The sequence below is a fragment of the Lentilactobacillus farraginis DSM 18382 = JCM 14108 genome, from assembly GCF_000583655.1.
GTDB lineage: Bacteria > Bacillota > Bacilli > Lactobacillales > Lactobacillaceae > Lentilactobacillus > Lentilactobacillus farraginis.
Genome location: NZ_BAKI01000003.1, coordinates 68,906 through 86,943, shown reverse-complemented (window position 1 = coordinate 86,943; position 18,038 = coordinate 68,906). Strand labels below are relative to the sequence as shown.

12 protein-coding genes, 4 pseudogenes and 1 riboswitch are annotated in these 18,038 nt (G+C 44.8%); of the genes and pseudogenes, 7 read left to right on the top strand and 9 right to left on the bottom strand.

Annotated features, from left to right (window positions below):
• Positions 1-23: 23 nt before the first annotated feature.
• The 5 genes and pseudogenes from JCM14108_RS02185 to JCM14108_RS02165 all read right to left on the bottom strand — a co-directional run bounded on the left by JCM14108_RS02185 (position 24) and on the right by JCM14108_RS02165 (position 4,890).
• Positions 24-1,283 (bottom strand): glutamate-5-semialdehyde dehydrogenase, encoded by a 1,260-nt coding sequence (locus JCM14108_RS02185; RefSeq protein WP_035178049.1) that lies wholly within the window; start codon positions 1,281-1,283, stop codon positions 24-26.
• A gap of 51 nt (positions 1,284-1,334) precedes the next feature.
• A pseudogene (gene proB / locus JCM14108_RS02180) lies at positions 1,335-2,182 on the bottom strand (glutamate 5-kinase).
• Positions 2,183-2,487: 305 nt separating this feature from the next.
• On the bottom strand, positions 2,488-3,468 hold the full coding sequence (locus JCM14108_RS02175) for a peptidoglycan recognition protein family protein (protein ID WP_035178047.1): 981 nt from the start codon (positions 3,466-3,468) through the stop codon (positions 2,488-2,490).
• A 298-nt stretch (positions 3,469-3,766) separates the two neighbouring features.
• The gene (locus tag JCM14108_RS02170) at positions 3,767-4,237 is read right to left on the bottom strand and encodes a Fur family transcriptional regulator (RefSeq protein WP_035178044.1); all 471 of its coding nucleotides are present in this window, start codon (positions 4,235-4,237) and stop codon (positions 3,767-3,769) included.
• A gap of 149 nt (positions 4,238-4,386) precedes the next feature.
• Positions 4,387-4,890 carry a hypothetical protein gene (locus JCM14108_RS02165; RefSeq protein ID WP_035178041.1) on the bottom strand — a complete coding sequence of 168 codons (504 nt, stop codon included), beginning with the start codon at positions 4,888-4,890 and terminating at the stop codon, positions 4,387-4,389.
• A gap of 98 nt (positions 4,891-4,988) precedes the next feature.
• Here JCM14108_RS02165 and JCM14108_RS02160 point away from each other — a divergent pair.
• A pseudogene (locus JCM14108_RS02160) lies at positions 4,989-6,040 on the top strand (lactonase family protein).
• Between the two features lie 184 nt (positions 6,041-6,224).
• On the opposite strand, the gene JCM14108_RS02155 reads toward JCM14108_RS02160, so the two are convergent.
• Together JCM14108_RS02155 and JCM14108_RS02150 are read right to left on the bottom strand one after the other, a co-directional pair.
• Positions 6,225-7,076, bottom strand: a complete 852-nt coding sequence (locus JCM14108_RS02155) for a fumarylacetoacetate hydrolase family protein (RefSeq protein WP_035178038.1) — start codon at positions 7,074-7,076, stop codon at positions 6,225-6,227.
• Positions 7,077-7,131: 55 nt separating this feature from the next.
• A pseudogene (locus tag JCM14108_RS02150) lies at positions 7,132-9,502 on the bottom strand (ATP-dependent DNA helicase).
• Between the two features lie 141 nt (positions 9,503-9,643).
• On the opposite strand from JCM14108_RS02150, the gene JCM14108_RS02145 reads away from it, so the two are divergent.
• Positions 9,644-10,237, top strand: coding sequence for a hypothetical protein (locus JCM14108_RS02145; protein WP_035178035.1), 594 nt, complete (start codon positions 9,644-9,646; stop codon positions 10,235-10,237).
• Between the two features lie 5 nt (positions 10,238-10,242).
• Positions 10,243-10,458, top strand: coding sequence for a hypothetical protein (locus JCM14108_RS02140; protein WP_338034168.1), 216 nt, complete (start codon positions 10,243-10,245; stop codon positions 10,456-10,458).
• A 78-nt stretch (positions 10,459-10,536) separates the two neighbouring features.
• Here the strand turns inward: JCM14108_RS02140 and dapF are convergent, their stop codons facing one another.
• On the bottom strand, positions 10,537-11,526 hold the full coding sequence (gene dapF, locus JCM14108_RS02135; protein ID WP_035178030.1) for a diaminopimelate epimerase: 990 nt from the start codon (positions 11,524-11,526) through the stop codon (positions 10,537-10,539).
• 26 nt (positions 11,527-11,552) lie between these two features.
• Positions 11,553-12,956 (bottom strand): aspartate kinase, encoded by a 1,404-nt coding sequence (locus tag JCM14108_RS02130; RefSeq protein ID WP_035178028.1) that lies wholly within the window; start codon positions 12,954-12,956, stop codon positions 11,553-11,555.
• Positions 12,957-13,351: 395 nt separating this feature from the next.
• Positions 13,352-13,534: riboswitch (Lysine riboswitch) on the top strand.
• A gap of 118 nt (positions 13,535-13,652) precedes the next feature.
• Between JCM14108_RS02130 and lysA the strand changes: the two genes are divergently transcribed.
• The 4 genes and pseudogenes from lysA to dapA all read left to right on the top strand — a co-directional run bounded on the left by lysA (position 13,653) and on the right by dapA (position 17,823).
• On the top strand, positions 13,653-14,960 hold the full coding sequence (gene lysA, locus JCM14108_RS02125; protein ID WP_035178026.1) for a diaminopimelate decarboxylase: 1,308 nt from the start codon (positions 13,653-13,655) through the stop codon (positions 14,958-14,960).
• 50 nt (positions 14,961-15,010) lie between these two features.
• Positions 15,011-15,720: pseudogene (gene dapD / locus JCM14108_RS02120) on the top strand (2,3,4,5-tetrahydropyridine-2,6-dicarboxylate N-acetyltransferase).
• Positions 15,721-15,724: 4 nt separating this feature from the next.
• Positions 15,725-16,879: an N-acetyldiaminopimelate deacetylase gene (locus JCM14108_RS02115; protein ID WP_035178023.1), complete on the top strand. Its 1,155-nt coding sequence runs from the start codon at positions 15,725-15,727 to the stop codon at positions 16,877-16,879.
• 53 nt (positions 16,880-16,932) lie between these two features.
• Positions 16,933-17,823, top strand: coding sequence for a 4-hydroxy-tetrahydrodipicolinate synthase (dapA, locus tag JCM14108_RS02110; RefSeq protein ID WP_035178020.1), 891 nt, complete (start codon positions 16,933-16,935; stop codon positions 17,821-17,823).
• Positions 17,824-18,038: the final 215 nt, after the last annotated feature.

Below are 18,038 nucleotides of genomic sequence, written 5' to 3'. Positions count from 1 at the left end.
CGCTTCCCTTTTTATCAATGGGTCTATTTGCGGATCTGACCATTGCCCCTAACAACGTATTTGGTAGTTGTCAGTTCTTTCAAGCCCATTGGGCCACGGGCGTGCAGTTTTTGAGTACTGATGCCAATTTCGGCACCAAAACCGAATTGAAAACCGTCGGTGAAGCGGGTAGAAGCATTTACATACACGCAGGCGGAATCGATCTGATTCAGGAAAGTTTGGCTATTTTGATAGTTATCGGTAATAATGACTTCTGAATGACCGGTTGAATAGTGGTTGATGTGTTCGATAGCTGCCTGTTCATCGTCGACAATCTTAACGGCCATAATCAGGTCATTGTATTCGGTTGACCAATCGGTATCCTGAGCCGGCTTGATCGAACTGACAATTGCGCGGCTTCGCTGATCACCGCGTAATTCAACGCCGTGAGCCTCCAAGGCTTTGGCGATTGGCGGCAGCAATTTGGCAGCCGCGGCTTGGTGAATTAATAGTTTTTCGGCGGCATTGCAGACGGAAGGCCGCTGAACTTTCGCGTTGACAACAATATCAACCGCCATTTTTTCTTCAGCAAATTGATCAACGTAGATGTGACAGTTGCCGGCACCTGTTTCAATTACCGGAACAGTTGCGTTTTTAAGGACAGCCTGAATCAGCCCGGCACCACCTCTGGGAATCAGCACGTCCACGTAACGGTTTAGATGCATGAGGTCATCTGCAGTTTGGTGGCTGGTATCATGTAGAATCTGGATAATATTTTCATCCAAACCGGCTTGTTTTAAGACGTAACGGAGCGTGTTGGCCAAAGCAAGATTGCTGTTAAGCGCTTCTTTACCACCCCGGAGAATCACGGCATTACCACTTTTAAAGGTCAAGGCTGAAGCATCGACCGTTACATTTGGCCGGGCTTCAAAAATCATTGCAATGACCCCCAGTGGGACCCGCTTTTGTTCGATTAACAAACCGGCTTCGTTTGTCCAGCCACGATCAAGATTGCCGATCGGATCCGGCAGTGTGGCTACCTGTCGCAATCCCGCGGCCATGTCTTTAATGCGTTGTTCGGTCAATTTTAGCCGATCTGTAAATTTAGCCGGCATGTCAACAGCGGCACGGAGATCCTTTTGATTAGCTGCCAAGATTGTCGGTGTTCTGGTTACCAGTTCAGCTGCAAATTGATTTAAAAGCCGGTTTTTGGTAACCGTATCCAGTTGACTCAATTTAGCGGCAGCTCTTTTAGCCTGGCTGCCGATTTGATTTAATGTTTGGTTCACTAGAATTTCATCCATTTGACTTATCCTCCTTGGGGTGTCTTAGGCCGTTTCAAAGTTAAGTTGACTTCAATGATTAATTGTTGGTGATGTTTCGGACTGCGGTTGGTTTTCGGAACGGTTTTTAGTAAATAACGTACCAATTTTTTTGCCGGCCAGGATATCCAAAATAATTCGGGGGTCCCGACCATTTGCCAAAATCATCTGGCGGTTTTCAGCCAGCATACGTTTGGCGGCTAATAATTTTGTCTGCATGCCGCCGGTCCCAAAGCGGCTCCCAGAACCGCCGGCAACGGTAAAGGTCTCTTCGTTAATGATGTTGACGGTTGGAATGAGGCTGGCGTTGGCAAATTTCTTTGGATTCTGATCGTAAAAACCGTCAATGTCCGATAAAACGATTAGTAAGTCGGCGTTGACGTGACTAGCAACGATGGCCGATAGTTGGTCGTTATCACCAAAGGTGGTCTTATGATCCAATTCGTCGGTAGCGACCGTATCGTTTTCATTTACTATGGGAATTACATTATCTTTCAGCAGACAATTAAAAGTATCCATGACATATTTATTACTTTTGGGATAGTCAAAAATATCGTGGGTCAGCAGTACTTGGGCGATATCCGTTAAATAATGGTTGAATCTTTGGGTAAATAAAGTCATCAGCTCGGATTGACCGATGGCTGCCAAAGCTTGTTGGGCACCGATTTCCGATGGCCGCTTTTTGAGATGCATTTTATTGAGGCCAACCCCAATGGCCCCCGATGAAACCAGAATTAATTCTTTTCCCTGGTTGTTAAGGCGCTCAATGTATACGCGAGTTGGTCAAAGGTTTCCAGGTTAACGGCGCCGTTGGGGTGGATCAAGCTACTGGTGCCGACTTTCACGACGATACGATTTGCTTCAATACTTCGATGATTCATAATAGCCACCTGCATTCTTTTTATGATAAACCAAAAAACGCTGCTTTGAATTGAGACACCCGATTGGGCGGTACCATTCTCATTCAAAGCAGCGCTTCACACTTTTTGATTTCGTAACGGGAAAATCCGTGTCTGATTGGGACATAATCGTAACGGAAGGTAGGATTCGTGTCTTTAAAGGCGTTTCAGCATCTCGCCCTTTCTCTGTCCTGACACTACTTGGTCTTCCAAAGTAGCCTTATCATATATAATTAACATCAAAATGTCAAATAAATAAGGCTAAAAGATAACGACTGGTCACCTGATCATTCATCGGCTGATGTGTCCAGATTCAGGGCTTTACTATAAACCCAATACTTCTGGACACCCTGATCACTGGCAAAGCGAATCCGGTACCACGTGCTGCCGGAAGATTTCTTACCAATATCGTCGATATAGACTTTCTTGCCAACGGTTGCCCCAACTGATGACCAAGAATACTTTTTAACGTTTGCCCGCGAATTCTTAACGTGGTTATACAACCTGTAAGACTTGTATTTATCTCCTAATAGCGCCTCTTCATCTGCCGACTTATACGAAACTTTATCAAAGGCCTTTTTTTCGTGTGAGCCGGAAAGGTTGTTATACGTTGTCTTAACAAGTTGATAGAACTGCGCGAAGGTGTAGCCGGCACCAAAATACTTTTTGCCCATTGAAGCATAATAGGCAGTTGGATCGGTATGATCGGTGCCGCCCAAGTATTTGGAAACGCCCTTGTGTGACCATACTGTGCCTTTGCCATCGTAAGCGGCGTCATTTGGCTTTAAACCATACTTATCCAAAATGTACGCGGTGTAATAAGCCGCGTTGGCAATCTCGTGGGCAAACGCCGACTTACTATGAACGCGAACCTGTTCAAACTGCACAAACCGGGCGTTGGCCGGGTATCCGGCACCCCAAGCCAGATAGTTTGTGTTTGCGATATTGATAATTCGGCTGGCGTCCACAAAGGTATGGACGAAAGCGGATTGATAATTGCGTTTCATATAGGCAATTTCATTATAAATGGTTGAACTTGGGTTTGCGGTTTCGTGAACGACAACGCCCTCTGGTTTTCCGGTACCATGGCGGTAGCCATTTTTAGGAAACCCGCCCCATACGGAAGAGGTAACGCTGGCGTGCCCAATATCATTATTGGCGATATACGTATTGACACTTTCAGCGTGGGCACTGCCCCCAAATGAAAATAACCCTGCAGTGGCGAACGAAAGCGCGCAAACCGCCTTAATCAAGTTTCGTTTTTTCAAAATAATTTTTCCCTTCAGAAGTTGATAAAGTTGATTTTTAAATTTGATGATGGTTGCTTTTTTTAAGTTAAGTTAGTCTGGTTTAAATATATCAAATGTTTACATGCTATTAGATTACGCTTAGTAATATAAACGATTTAGCAGGGGAAATTCAAGCAGTAAAAAAGCCCGTAATCCGCATTTTGATGCGTAATTACGGGCTTTTAGCGACTTATTGTCAATCATATTAAAAGTTGTTGACAAAATACTGAAAAAAGCGGTTTAAAGCCTATCAGACAAGCTGTTGCGGCTTGTAATATTATTTGGCAACCGTCTTTTTGGCAGCCAGCTTCTTTTCACACTTCGGACAGATACCGGTAACTTCAAGTTGCGCGCCGGTAACTTTAAACCCGACCCTCTCCTGGGCAACCTGCTTCACATGGGCCACAATTTCAGGATAGGATTCGTCAAAAATATCAAAGATTTTGCCACAGTTTTCACAAATTGCGTGATAATGGGGAACCCCAAAAAAGTCGTAACGCAGGCCACCGTCTTTGTTCGGTAATTCAATGGCCAATCCGTTATCGACAAATAGTTTCAGCGTATTATAAATCGTTGCCACACTTAAATTCGGTAACTTTTCGTCAATGCCATCCCGAATTGTTTCAACGGATGGATGATTATGGTGACTGATCAGGTAGGTTAAGATAATTTCACGCTGGGGGGTAATCCGAATCCCTTTTTTCTTAAGCCGTTTCAGTGATACATCTAACTGCGTGTTGGTAGCCATACGTGATTCCTCCAATGCATGGGTGGAAGGTGGCAAGTTTTCTGAACTTCAACCGATCTTCAGAGTTACTTTAATTCTTATCTTAGAATTATTCTAAACTATCTTTTCGGATAAATCAATAAACTGGCCATTATTTTACTAATTTTTTATTAGTCGGCAGGCGGCAGCGTTAGCTTAAAGTGTCGCTGATCGGTGGTTTTGAAGTGGTTTTCGCTGAGAATATCTTCGATAGCTTTTACCGGTGTGTCTATGTTAACTGCCAGATGAGTAAAGGAAAAGTGATCTTTAACGAATTCAACCACGCGTTGAATCACCTCACTCAGTCCCTGGTCTTCCTGTTTGACAAATGTGAAGTCCAAAATGCCGGTTTGCTGATTAGCGTTAAATCCTGAAACGGTGATAATCCCTTTGAAGACCATGGTATTTGAATTGGTTATGCCCCAAGTCAATTGACTGCCGTTCATCACTTTTCGCATAATCCGATTGACCCCCTTGATGGTATCGAAAATCTCATTCGGTAATCGTTCGGCAGATACCGTTGTAAAGTAGGGACTGTTAAATAAATCATCAACTTGTTTAACCGGTGTTTGGGTAAGCCAATCCAGCGTGTAGTGGGCGGTTAGAACCGGGTGGAATTTTTCAAATGAATTCATAATGAGCATCCTTTCGTGAAAAAGCTTTCATCATATATTTGGAATAATGTTTATCTGTGGCATAATAAAGATATAAATAAATTCTGGAGGTAGCGCTTTTGATAGAAAAATATTTGATCGGAACTTATACCAGACGAATCAGTAAGGGTGTTTATCAACTTGAGTTGGACACCGACAACCAAAAATTGCAGCATCTTCAATTTGTTGGTGAGGCCATTGATCCGACCTACGTCGCTGAGTCTAATGCCAAGCGAATTTATGCGATTACCAAGGTTAAGGGTGATGACGGTAACGTTACGGGCGGTTTTAAAGAATGGGACGGTAGTTCTGAGGACTTTCCGTTGGCAGATATCGCGGCCATTCACGATCAGGAGACCTCACCGGCTTACATTGCCGTTGATGAGACCCGCCACCTCGTTTTCACAGCCAACTATCACGCTGGAACCATCTGTACGTATAAGATTGGTGATGACGGCTCAATTACCCGGGCGGACAGAATTATGGATAAAGGCACTCTTGGCTTTCGGCCTGAACAACAAGACGGCCCACATCCCCACTATATTAATTTAACACCTGATAATCGAGTAGTCGCCGTTGATCTGGGTGTCGACAAAGTCTTTATCTATGACTTGGACAATAATGGCAAGTTGACGCCTGTCAGTGAGCTTCAGATGGAAGATGGTTATGGTCCCCGTCATATCGCTTTTGATGAAAAGAAAGGCGTTGCTACCTGGTTGGTGAATTAAGCAGCAATCTGGCGGTTTTGGATTATGATGAGCAGACCGGCAAGCTGTCTTTGAGAAGCATCTCATCAACAATCCCTGAAGATTGGACCACGCATAACGGTGCGGCTGCCATTCGAGTTTCCAAAGACGGCCGGTTTGTCTACGTTTCAAATCGCGGGAACAACACGATTGCGGTATTTAGTTCTGATGAAAAGGGTGATGTCCGGCTGGTTCAACGTATTTCAACCGAGGGCGATTTCCCACGGGACTTTAACTTTAGCGATGATGAATCATTTGTAATTTGTGTTAACCAGAATTCGGATAACGGTACGTTATATACTCGAGACGCTGAAAACGGTAAGTTGACAATGGTCCAAAAAGACGTTCAGGTTCCCGAGCCGGTTTGCGTTTTAAGGAAAAAATAACCGGTGAATTATTTTTAATTTAAGAGAGTGGCAGGAAGTTGCCTTTCGGCGCATGTTTTTACTCAGTAATAATTGCGATCACACGAAGGAGGCTGGACAAAAGTAATTTTGTCCAGCCCCCTTCGTCTATTAATTGATTAGATTCAATCATCCTTTTAAGCCGGTTTTTAACCAGCCGATGTGGTTAATTAACTTTTGTTTCAATTGCACCCAAGCCATCGATTTCACTTGTAAAGACATCTCCGGATTTTAGAAAAATTTGGGGATCTCGGCCGACACCGGTACCACTGGGCGTTCCGGTAAAGATCAGGTCACCTGGATATAATTCGATGACACCGGAAATGTATGAAACCAGGGTTTGAATATCAAAAAGCATTTGGCCAACCGTTGCCTGCTGCATGACTTCGCCGTTAACCTTGGTAATAATCTTTTTTGAAACAATATCATCGGTATCGGCGATTGTTGAAATATAGGGGCCGATTGGCGAATAGTTTCGATATGATTTTCCCAAATCAAACTGGGTGCCGGGCCCGTCAATTGACTGCATCGTCCGATCAGAGATATCCTGACCAACCATGTAGCCGGCAATGGCGTCTTCAGCGTCTTCTCTGCTGATATTGCGACCGCCGTTGCCGATAACAACGACCAGTTCGGATTCCCAATCAACCGTATCACTGCTTAAGTGAATGGCGTTTTTCGGACCTGCAAGGGAACTGACAAATTTATTGAATACATTTGGCCGCTTTGGCCGGGCAGTTGACATCTCTTCCATGTGATCAAGGTAATTAAAGCCGATCGCCGGTAACTGACGGGGGTGGGTAACGGGCTGCTCAAACTTTTCGGGGTCGAGCGGCTCAGCGCGATCGTCGTTAATAATGGCTTTGTCTGAAATATTGATGAGTACTTTGGATTCGAAGTTCTGCCAATCATTCAAGATATCGTCGATTGTGTCATAATCAGTGATTGGTACACCCCAAATCTGGTTATTTTGTGGCGCGACAAACATTGGTTTCTGATCATACATTGCTAATTTCAAACTGAATCCCTCCTGGCTTAATTCGATGAATGAATGGTGATACTAGTATACACCTTTAGGTTTGATTTCGGAACTGATTCCAAAAGTTTTGAAGCTGCTGTCTTAGCTGGTCAGAGTTATTGGCGACTTGAATATTTGTCCAGTGTTTTGGGAAAATCCGGCGATAGCGGGTTTGATTGAAACGTTGATCCATTAAGACAATGACACCTTTGTCAGTATCGGTCCGAATGACTCTGCCGGCGGCTTGACTTACATTATTAAACCCTGGCAGCTGATATGCAAATGAAAAGCCCTGACCATTCAATGAATCAAAATAATCACGGATCAAATCGGATTCTGCGTTCATGCCCGGCAGGCCGACGCTGACAATCCCGACGCCGATAAGCTGATCGTTTTTTAAATCAATGCCTTCTGAAAAGATGCCACCGAGAAGCGCAAAGCCGACTTTGGTTTGATCAGGGTTCTGGCGAAATTCGGCCAAGAAAGCCTGCCTAGCCGTGTTATCCATTGTCGTTTCCTGTCGAAGTGTGTCAACATCGGGATACATAGCGGTAAATTGGGCTAACACGCTGTCAAGATATTGCATGGACGGAAAGAAGATCAGATAATGACCGCGCTTTTGTGAAACTAGTGTAAAAATAGTTTCACAAATCGGCTGAATACTATTCGTTCGATTGGCGTATATCGTGTTGATGTTGTTGGCAATGATTACTTGACAATTTTGCTGGGGAAACGAAGAAGTTGACAGCATCTGCAGGCTGTCGGCTTCGTTGCCCAGTACCCGGCGATAATATGACATTGGACTCAGTGTTGCCGAAAAGAGAACGGCGGCACGGCCCAGGTCAAGGCTTTCCTTGAGGTGAATGCTGGGGTCCAGGCAAAATTGCCGAAAGATAATGTCATGATGGTCATCGTCAATAATGACCCGGGTGCGATAGGTATCGTCATAAAGTTGAGAAATTAAGTAATAACTGCGGCACTGCAGGTAGTAGTCGACTACCTGATCGACCGTCTCGCCCGGTTGCTGATCAGCCAGCCATTCATGAATGGCGGCAATCAACTCGCCGAGGATTCGGTTAAAGTTATCCAGCGGCGCAGGCTGGGCAAGTTGGTGGTCGGCGGCGGCTTCGGCCGGCTTGCTGTAACGCTTAAAAGCGCGTTTCAATGAATTGAGTTTCCGGATTACTTTTTGGTTGGCGGTTTTTTGCGTTGAAAGGGCCGTAACCAGTGGTGTGATCGGTGAGCGGGCCAGGGTGGCAGAATACATTTCACGGGAACGCTGCACCAGGTTGTGTACTTCGTCGACCAGGAAACAATTCGCTTTGTCCGGAACGGAAAAGAAACGCTGCAAATGGACTTGGGGATCAAATAAGTAATTGTAGTCGCAAATGATAATATCGCAGAATAAGCTGACATCCAGGGAAAATTCAAACGGATCAACCTTGTGCTTTTCAGCGTAGGCCATAATTTTTGGCTTGGTGATCTGATCTTCATTGGTGATGATATCTTTAATAGCTGGTCGAATGCGATCATAGTAACCAACCATATAGGGATTTTTTTCAGGTGGGACATCTTTTTCGGCTGAAAATGTAATTTTATCCTTAGCCGTTAGTGTGATGCTCTTAAGTCTTAGACCGGTCCGTGACATTAGCGAAATTGCGTTTTCAGCGACGTGTCGGGTGCTTTGCTTGGCGGTGAAATAAAAGACGCGGCTGATGAGTTCCTCGCCCATGGCTTTAACGGCCGGAAAAAGTGTTGAAATGGTTTTGCCGGTTCCGGTCGGTGCTTCAACAAATAAGTGCTTTTCAAGCGCGATGCTTTTGTAGACATTCACGGCTAGTTGATGTTGGCCGGGTCGGTACTGACCAAAGGGAAACGATAAAGCTTGGCAGTTTCGATTCGCTGTTTATCAAGTTCGTGGCGGAGTTTCAACCAGTCCTGATAGTCGGCAATCAATGCATTAAAGAAGCTGGTGGCTTCGGTAGCGGTGTACGACCGGGTACTGGTTGTGATTTTTCATCGGGGGTCTGTACGTAGGTCAACTGTAGTTCAAGCTCGTTAAGGTGGTCCTGTTGCATTAGAATGTAGGCGTAAACTTGCGCTTGGGCCCAATAAAGTTGAATTGTCGCGTCCGGAACCGTTTGAAAATCCAAGTCGGACGTTTTGATTTCTTCAATCATGACCTGATCGTCTCGGTAATCAATGCCGTCAGCCCGGCCTTCGACAACGTAATCTTCGTCAAGATACCGGAAAGTAGTTTTCAAGCTGACTTCGGCTTGATAACTGTCAGACCGACTCTTTTGGAGCTTTCGATGAATCCGGCTGCCTTCCTGGGCCGTATTGTCACTGGTAGTTAGCGGACTTAAGTCGCCGGTTCTTCTTAAAAATTCAACAAGTTGTCGGATGCCGATTTGATGAGCTGCCATGATAATCCCTTCAAAATTAAAGTCCTTTTAAAATACAACGATAATAGCTAAAATGAACGTGTGTTCCAATCCATTATACGTTAAAATGAATGGTACGTACACAATATTTTGAAAATCATTTTAAGCGAACGGAGGATTTCTATGCAGCCACACTTTGGTCAATTGGTTAAAAATAAGCACCAAACCTATTTCTCTTTGGGGGAAGTGGTTATCAATAATCCACAGCTGATTTTGGATAACGTTAATTACATAGGCAAGAAGAATTTCGTTGTTCACATTAAATTCGGTGCCGGCATCACCAGAAAAGCCATTTTATTGGTTCGGCTGACTAACAGGGAGTTGCCAAGTTATCTAACGACAACCGAGCTGTCCACCTACCAGCGGGCGGTTGAAAATGGTGATTTCCAGTTACTTAACCCGGATGCGGCCGAATTAAATGATTTTCGGCTGGTGGAGGAATTGGAAATTGAAGATCCGGCTGATGAACAAATTGCTAATCTGGCAAGCATTCGGGAGAATACGCTGCAATTCGTTGAACAGAGGTTAAAGAAACTTCAAGTAAAAATAGATAAGCTGTCTCAACGAAAGGCCAATCACTATTTTTCAAGTAAAGCTCACTATGAGCAAGTGAAAGACTTTTTATTATCAGTTTCCCAGCTGATGGATTTGCGATTAAAGACAAATCAGGTCCGTCAGGATGAATGGCGGCTGAAGTTAAGGTTGGGAGGGCAATAACTGTGATGAATCAAGAAAAGCTGACTGCGGTTGTCAAAACCTTTGCGCGATACAACGTTAAAATCAAAACCCGGGGGATGCGATTAACCGCCATCAATGAGGAGCCGGTTGATTTTGATGCCAACACGTATATGCAGGATCAATTAATTGAATTGATCTGCAAAGTTTTGGCTAATCAGCTGATCAAAGCCGTTTGGCAGCGGGAACACCCGACAATCTAGCGGCAGACAAAAAGCCCGGTCAAATCAGCGTACTTCAATTTAAAAGCTGATTTGACCGGACCTTTTTGATGTTATTGGTTATACTTCTTGTTGTTTTAAGTTATTAACAAAGTTTAAATAGTCAATCTGCTCACCCGTATCGCTGATTTTTGCCCGGGTTAAATTGTTGACATGAAGATCGGCTTCCGGCAAATCGATTTGGTGGGTAAACGTTGCGTTACCGATCAAATCAATGTGGTAGCTGCCATCATCATCGTGAACCCGAGTTTTTACCATCCCGCCCGGATTGTAAACAGCGATAGTTTCCTCAAAGTCGGCTTCGTTGGGGTGGTTTAGACAGAAGGCAAGGCTGGTTGCCGACATTCCGGTCCCACAGGCATTGGTGAAGCCAACTCCCCGTTCGTAGGTCCGGACAAACAACTGATTGTGGTCCAGAATTTGCGCGAAACTGACGTTGACACCATCTGGGAAATAGTTGTTCGGCTGATTCAAACTTCTTCCCAGCCGGCCCAATAAATCGGAATGCAAAACATCTTCACTGACAAAGCTGATCAGGTGCGGGTTGGGAACGGCAATGGCCGTAAATGTCAAATCCTTTGCGAATGCCGGAACTTTACGATCGACCAGGGTATCACCGCCTAGATTTTTGAATGGCAGGCTTTCCTTGTTGAAGGTTACGGGCGAAATTTCAACACTGAAAGTCGGAACGCCGGGGGCCAAGCTGGTCTCTCGATGAACGGCCAAATCACTGTCCATGGTTTCCACCTTGAAAGCATCTTGATGATATTTGTCTGCCAGATATCTTGAAACCGTTCTTAAGCCGTTGCCACACATTGAGGCAATACTGCCGTCTGTATTAATGACCTGCATGCTGCCCAAAGCATCGGCATGATCAGTGTGGTCAATTACCAGAACACCATCGGCACCATCAAGCAGGCCCTTGGTCGGATCAGTAATCTGTTTTGTGAGCGCGACGAGTTCTGCTTGACTTAATTTGGTCTTTAACTCGGTTTGATCCAGAATAAAAAATTGATTTTGTGAGCCGTGGACTTTTAGTAATTGTGCCATAGTTATGCCTCCGTTAGTTTGAAAAATTAGCTGATTGGCGAATCGACACTGGCTTGTAATTGGGCCACCGTCGATTTGCCTGTTTTAAAAAAATTATCGTAAATATATCTAATCGCGTTGTCTGCGTCGGATTCGCGGGTTCCCAGCATGATTGAAATTCGGGAAGCCCCTTGGTTAATCATATGAACAGCGATATCGTGATCAGCAAGCGGTCGGATAATGTTCTCTATCGTTCCAATTCTAGCACGCATTCCCTCACCGACAACCATAATGATTGCGTAATCATCAATCCATTCCATATCATCCGGATTGACAGTGATTTGAATATCGTGGCACATCTTGTGAATTGTGTCATCGTCAAGCTGGTTACGATCAAAAATAATGGTTAAATCATCAATCCCGGAAGGCATGTGTTCATACGAAACGCCATATTTGTAAAGAATTTGAAGGATTTTCAGAGTGAAGCCGACTTCTTTGTTAAGCAGGTACCGGTGCAGATAGAGTGCCGCGAAACGGTTGGAACCGGTGATACCGGTCACGGGCCGCTTGATTGAAAGCGCCTTTTCCGGAACGATCAGCGTGCCGGGAAGTTCGGGACTGTTTGTGTTTTTGACGTTAATCGGGACCTGACCTTGAATGGCCGGAATAATGGCTTCATCATTAAAAACGGAAAAACCGGCGTATGATAGTTCCCGCATTTCCCGGAAAGTCATCTTGGAAATCGGAATTGGATTTTTAACAATTTTGGGATTGGCAGCGTAAATTGCGTTTACGTCGGTGAAGTTTTCGTATAACGACGCATGAAGTCCCCGGGCCAGAATAGAACCGGTAATATCTGAACCGCCGCGGGCAAAGGTAACGATATCACTGTGCTTGGTGAACCCAAAGAAACCTGGGAAAACCAGCTTTTCATCGGCAAATTTTAATTTGGCCAGATTGGCATAGGTTTCTTCCAGAATCGAAGCACCATTTGGATTATCGCTCAGTAAAATACCGGCTTCGGAAGGATCGATAAAGCGGGCTTTGGTACCAAGTTTATTCAGGCAGGCAGCGAATAATTCCGCGTTTAATCGCTCACCGTGGGCTTTGAAAGCAGCCATGAGGTAATCCGAATTTGGATAGGTTTTATTTGGCAAAGCGACTAATTTTGCTTGAATATCCGATAATACGGCCTGATCAACATCAAAGCCGGTACCAATTTCCTGATAACGGGCAAAGATATCGGCCGCATAGGTGTTCTTTTTACCGGCCAATGTTGCGTTGGCGTATTTGATCAGAAGATCCGTTACTTTGATGTCACCGTCAAATCGTTTTCCGGGTGCCGAGGTGACAACTACTTGTCGCTTTGGATCAGCTTGTATGATTTGGATCACTTTTTTAAATTGCGCGGCGTCTGCCAATGAGCTTCCGCCAAACTTAACAACTTTCATCTCAACAGTCCACTCCCTAATTCCCATAAATTAAAAATTCAGTTAAAAATCGTTAAGTCGAATTCTAGCACATTTTGAAAACTAGTAAAGACTCTTGGTGAATAAAGTCGATTCAAATAATGAATTGAGCAGCCGTAAAACCGATTAGATCGCGATTTAAAAAGATTACACCGGTGTGTTATTTTAAACGATATTTTTTGCTGTGAAAATAGTGGTGTTTTTCCAAAAGCACGGTAAAAAACGTGTATAATATAAAACATAATCAGTTGTTGAGTGTTTAAAATTGTGCTTTTGTTTATTTTTTTGAAGGTTTCATCGGTGTGTAAAAATTAATCGGTACGAATTTCGGTTAAAAGGTTGACGGATGATGAGAAGCATTATAAACTGATTAATAAATAATCATTAGAGGTCGCAACCAACAAGAGTAGTCAGTGGAGTTTCTGCTTAAGCTAAGAAGCTGATGAAAGGGGCGGTTGCCGAAGCACCAGGGAAAGCAGTCCTTGGCGCGCTGGGACCAGGCTTAAGAGGCTTGGGACTGTCGCAGCGAAAATCGTCAGCTGCGGGGCGCTAACGACGACAAAATTGATAAAGAATATTAGGTTTGTATTTTAAAATTCTGAATCTCTTTGTTTAGTTAGCCACTAAGCAAAGAGATTTTTTCGTACCTTTTGAAAAATGAGTTGGAGGAAAATTGAAATGAGTAGTGATATCAGTCAGATTCAAATTAATCAAGCCGGACATTTGGAAATCGGGGGCGCGGATGCCCTTGACCTGGCGAAAAAATATCAAACACCGCTGGTGGTCTATGATGTATCGGCTATTCGAAATCAGATTCATCATTTTCAAAAGGTATTTGAAGATAACCACGTAGATTACGCTGTCAGTTATGCCAGTAAAGCATTTGCCTGCATTGCGATGTTTCAGTTGGTCAATCAGGAAAACGCGCATATCGACGTAGTTTCCGGCGGTGAATTATATACGGCTATTAAAGCCGGCTTCCCAATGGACCATGTCAGTTTCCATGGTAATAACAAGTCCGTTGAAGAATTGGAAATGGCGGTTGATCATCAAATTGGCGTCATCATTTTGGACAACTTCCATGAAATTGAACTGTTGAAGCAAATTTTGGCGGAAAAAGACACGCAAATCAACGTCATGCTTCGGGTGACACCGGGCGTATCGGCCCACACACATGAGTATGATCAAACCGGTCAGACCGACAGTAAATTTGGGTTCGACCTGCAAAGCGGCCAAGCCCGCCGAGCACTGGATGCCGTTTTGGCGGAGCCGCGTATGACCATGCTTGGTATTCACGCTCATATCGGTTCTCAGATTTTTGAAGTCAAGGGTTTTGAAATGGCCGCAACCAAACTAATTGAAACGCTTGGCCAATGGCATCAGGAAATCGGTTATACTGCTAAAGTAGTCAACGTCGGTGGTGGGTTTGGCATTCGTTATACTGAAGAAGATGACCCGATCGCCCCGGAAATGTTTGTTGACGCGATCGTCAAAGCCATTAAGAGACGTGCTGGTGAACTCGGGTTGCCGATGCCGGCTGTCTGGATTGAACCTGGTCGATCAATTGCCGGTCCGGCCGGCTACAACCTTTATACGGTTGGCAGCCGAAAAGACGTCCCTGGTATTCGGCCATACGTGACAGTTGATGGCGGTATGGGTGACAATATTCGACCGGCGCTTTATCAGGCCAAGTATGATGCGGTCCTTGCCAGCGATCCAAAAGCACCGGCAAAGGAAACCGTCCGGGTAGCCGGCAAATATTGTGAATCCGGTGATATTTTGATTCAAAAACAAGCGTTACCCAAAACCAGGCCAGGCGATGTTTTGGCAATGCTGGCGACCGGTGCCTATGGTTACGCAATGGCGTCCAACTATAACCGTAACCCCCGTCCAGCAGTGGTCTTTGTGGAAGATGGCAAAGATCAGCTGGTAATTCGGCGGGAAACTTTCGAAGATTTAATCAGACTTGATCAACCGTTGGTTTAATCGAACAGTCAAAAATTAAAACTACTACTTATAAGGGAGAATTTACCGTAATGGAACAATTAAGTGCACGCGAAATCATTGAATATATCGCAACGCCGAAAAGAAGACCCCAGTTAAAGTCTATGTAAAAGGTGGTCTGCGAAAAGTTGATATCCCCAAATCAATTCAAGCGTTTGTTGAAAAACATACAGCAGTTTTGTTTGGCGACTGGCAGGACGTCAAACCGTTTTTAAAAGCTAACAAAGATCAGATCAAGGATACCCGGATTGAATCCGACGCGACCAATTCAGCTGTTCCATTACTGGATGCCAAGAACATCAATGCGCGAATTGAACCGGGCGCTGTTATTCGTGATCACGTCACAATCGGTGACAACGCGGTTATTATGATGGGCGCCATTATTAATATCGGTGCTGAAATTGGTGCCGACAGCATGATCGATATGGGCGTTGTGATGGGCGGCCGGGCAATTGTTGGCAAGCATTCGCATATTGGTGCCGGCGCAGTGTTGGCCGGGGTAATTGAACCGGCATCTGCCAAACCGGTTCAAATTGACGACAATGTTTTAATTGGCGCCAACGCGGTTGTTATCGAGGGTGTTCACGTGGGTGAAGGTGCCGTCGTCGCTGCCGGTGCGGTTGTGACGGAGGATGTTGCCCCACATACGATGGTTGCTGGCATGCCTGCTCGAAAGATCAAGGATGTCGATTCAAAGACTGAGTCCAAAACGGAACTTGAAGACGATTTAAGAAAGCTGTGATTGAATGGCACAACTAACAAAGCAAGACCTGATTGACATTCGTCGCCACCTTCATGAGTATCCGGAATTGGCGATGCAGGAAGTTCAAACGCATCAATATTTATTGGCAGTGATTCAAAAGTTTAAGCAGGATTACCTGGAGATCAGGGAAGTTCCGGAATTACCGACGGCGCTGCTGGTTTATGTGACTGGCAGCGCGCCCAATCGGACCATCGGTTATCGGACTGATATTGATGCATTACCGGTTATCGAACAGACGGGATTGCCGTTTGCCTCCAAGAACCCCGGCATCATGCACGCCTGTGGTCATGATATCCACATGACAGTTGCCTTGGGAGTTCTCAACTGGTTTAGCGAGCATCAGCCCAAAGATAATCTGGTGTTTTTCTTTCAGCCGGCTGAAGAAAGTCAAAATGGCGGCAAAGTAGCCTATGAAAAAGGTGTTTTTGAAGGTAAATGGCGGCCGGACGAATTTTACGGCCTGCATGACAATCCCAATTTACCAGCCGGCGCGATTGGCTGTCGGATGGGTACCTTGTTTGCCGGGACCACCGAGGTAAATGTAGATTTGATCGGAAAAAGCGGCCACGCGGCCTATCCACAGGACGCAAACGACATGGTGGTTGCTGCGGCTCAATTCATCAATCAGGTTCAAACAATTGTTTCAAGAAGCGTGAACCCGATTGAAGGCGGTGTGATTACGTTTGGTAGGCTGGATGCCGGGACAATCAGAAACGTGATTGCCGGCAAAGCCCGAATCGAAGGTACGATTCGGGGACTTACTCAGAAAATGATTGAACACATTGTGGATCGTTTAAAGCAGGTTGCCGATGGTATTGCTACCAGCTATGGTGCGACGGTTAATATCGCATTCAACCAGGGGGGCTACCTGCCGGTTGAAAATAATGATTCATTGACTCGTCGATTTATCGCGTTTGCCAAGCAGGATTCCCAGACACAGTTTATTGAAACCCAACCCGCAATGACCGGTGAAGACTTTGGGTATTTGTTATCAAAGATTCCGGGAACAATGTTTTGGCTGGGAGTTGATGACAATTCGGCTTTGCATTCGGCAACGCTCAATCCAAAAGAATCATCAATTTCAAAGGGGATTAACTCAATTGTTCGGTTTCTTGAGTATCGACAGACAGCAGATTAATGATTGATAGTGGCAGAATATTGAAACTAAGTATATAGAAAGTAGGGATTTTTATGATTAATGCAGATATTATGACAGCAATTATTACCCCGTTCGGTGACGATGGGACCATTAACTTTGACGCACTTGAGAAGTTGACCAACCATTTGCTTGAAACCGGCAGTAAGGGATTTGTAATTGGCGGGACAACTGGTGAGACACCAACATTGAGCCATGATGAAAAAATTGAGCTATATACCAGATTTGCCAAAATTGTTGACGGGCGTGGTGTTGTGATTGCCGGAACGGGTAGTAATAATACTTATGAAACAGCTCAGCTGACAGCTGAAGTTAGTCGAATTCCCGGCGTTGATTACGCGTTGGTAGTTGTGCCATATTATAACAAGCCAAATCAACGGGGAATGATTGCCCACTTTACGGCAGTTGCCGAACAATCATCAGTACCATTGATTATTTATAATATCCCGGGTCGAACTGGCGTTACGATGGCCAATGAGACGGTGGTTGAATTATCAAGGAACCCTAACATTGCCGGCGTTAAGCAATGTACGGATATGGATGATTTTGAATATATCGTGGAGCATACTGATGATGACTTTAATGTCTTTACCGGTGAAGATGCCCAGGCACTTTTCGCCAGAGTAGTTGGCGGCAGAGGCGTCATTTCAGTTGCCAGTCATATTTACGGTAGGGAAATGCGTCAAATGTATGATGACCTTTACGATGGTGATTATAAAGCTGCTGGTGACTTGATGCGCTTTTTGAGCCCAAAGATCAAGGCGCTCTTCAGCTATCCATCACCATCACCTGTAAAGGCGGTGCTAAACGCTCAAGGTTATCAAGTAGGCGATTGCCGTCTGCCGATCCTGTCGTTAAATGACGAGGAAAAGGCAATCTTAGCAAAGCGTTTGGGAATTAGCAATTTGGAGAGTGTGCAAAGTTAGAGTGTGCGGAGCAAAGCGGTTAACACCCAGAGTATAAGACGTCGATTCGGGGAATCCCGGTTTTGGATTTTTCGAATCGATCTCTTATACGGCGTGGTGTTGCTTTGTGTAGCAGTCCTAGAAAAGTGTGCGGAGCAAAGCGGTTAATGCCCAGAATATAAGGCGTGAATCTTAGAAATCCCGGTTTTGGATTTTTAAGATTTATCCCTTATATG

Bases quoted from the DNA above. Each gene is read 5' to 3' on its own strand.
- JCM14108_RS02140 (WP_338034168.1), top strand. From the start codon at position 10,243: ATGAATCAAGAAAAGCTGACTGCGGTTGTCAAAACCTTTGCGCGATAC.
- JCM14108_RS02145 (WP_035178035.1), top strand. From the start codon at position 9,644: ATGCAGCCACACTTTGGTCAATTGGTTAAAAATAAGCACCAAACCTAT.
- dapA (WP_035178020.1), top strand. From the start codon at position 16,933: ATGATTAATGCAGATATTATGACAGCAATTATTACCCCGTTCGGTGAC.
- JCM14108_RS02170 (WP_035178044.1), bottom strand. From the start codon at position 4,237: ATGGCTACCAACACGCAGTTAGATGTATCACTGAAACGGCTTAAGAAA.
- JCM14108_RS02165 (WP_035178041.1), bottom strand. From the start codon at position 4,890: ATGAATTCATTTGAAAAATTCCACCCGGTTCTAACCGCCCACTACACG.
- JCM14108_RS02185 (WP_035178049.1), bottom strand. From the start codon at position 1,283: ATGGATGAAATTCTAGTGAACCAAACATTAAATCAAATCGGCAGCCAG.
- JCM14108_RS02130 (WP_035178028.1), bottom strand. From the start codon at position 12,956: ATGAAAGTTGTTAAGTTTGGCGGAAGCTCATTGGCAGACGCCGCGCAA.
- JCM14108_RS02115 (WP_035178023.1), top strand. From the start codon at position 15,725: ATGGCACAACTAACAAAGCAAGACCTGATTGACATTCGTCGCCACCTT.
- lysA (WP_035178026.1), top strand. From the start codon at position 13,653: ATGAGTAGTGATATCAGTCAGATTCAAATTAATCAAGCCGGACATTTG.
- dapF (WP_035178030.1), bottom strand. From the start codon at position 11,526: ATGGCACAATTACTAAAAGTCCACGGCTCACAAAATCAATTTTTTATT.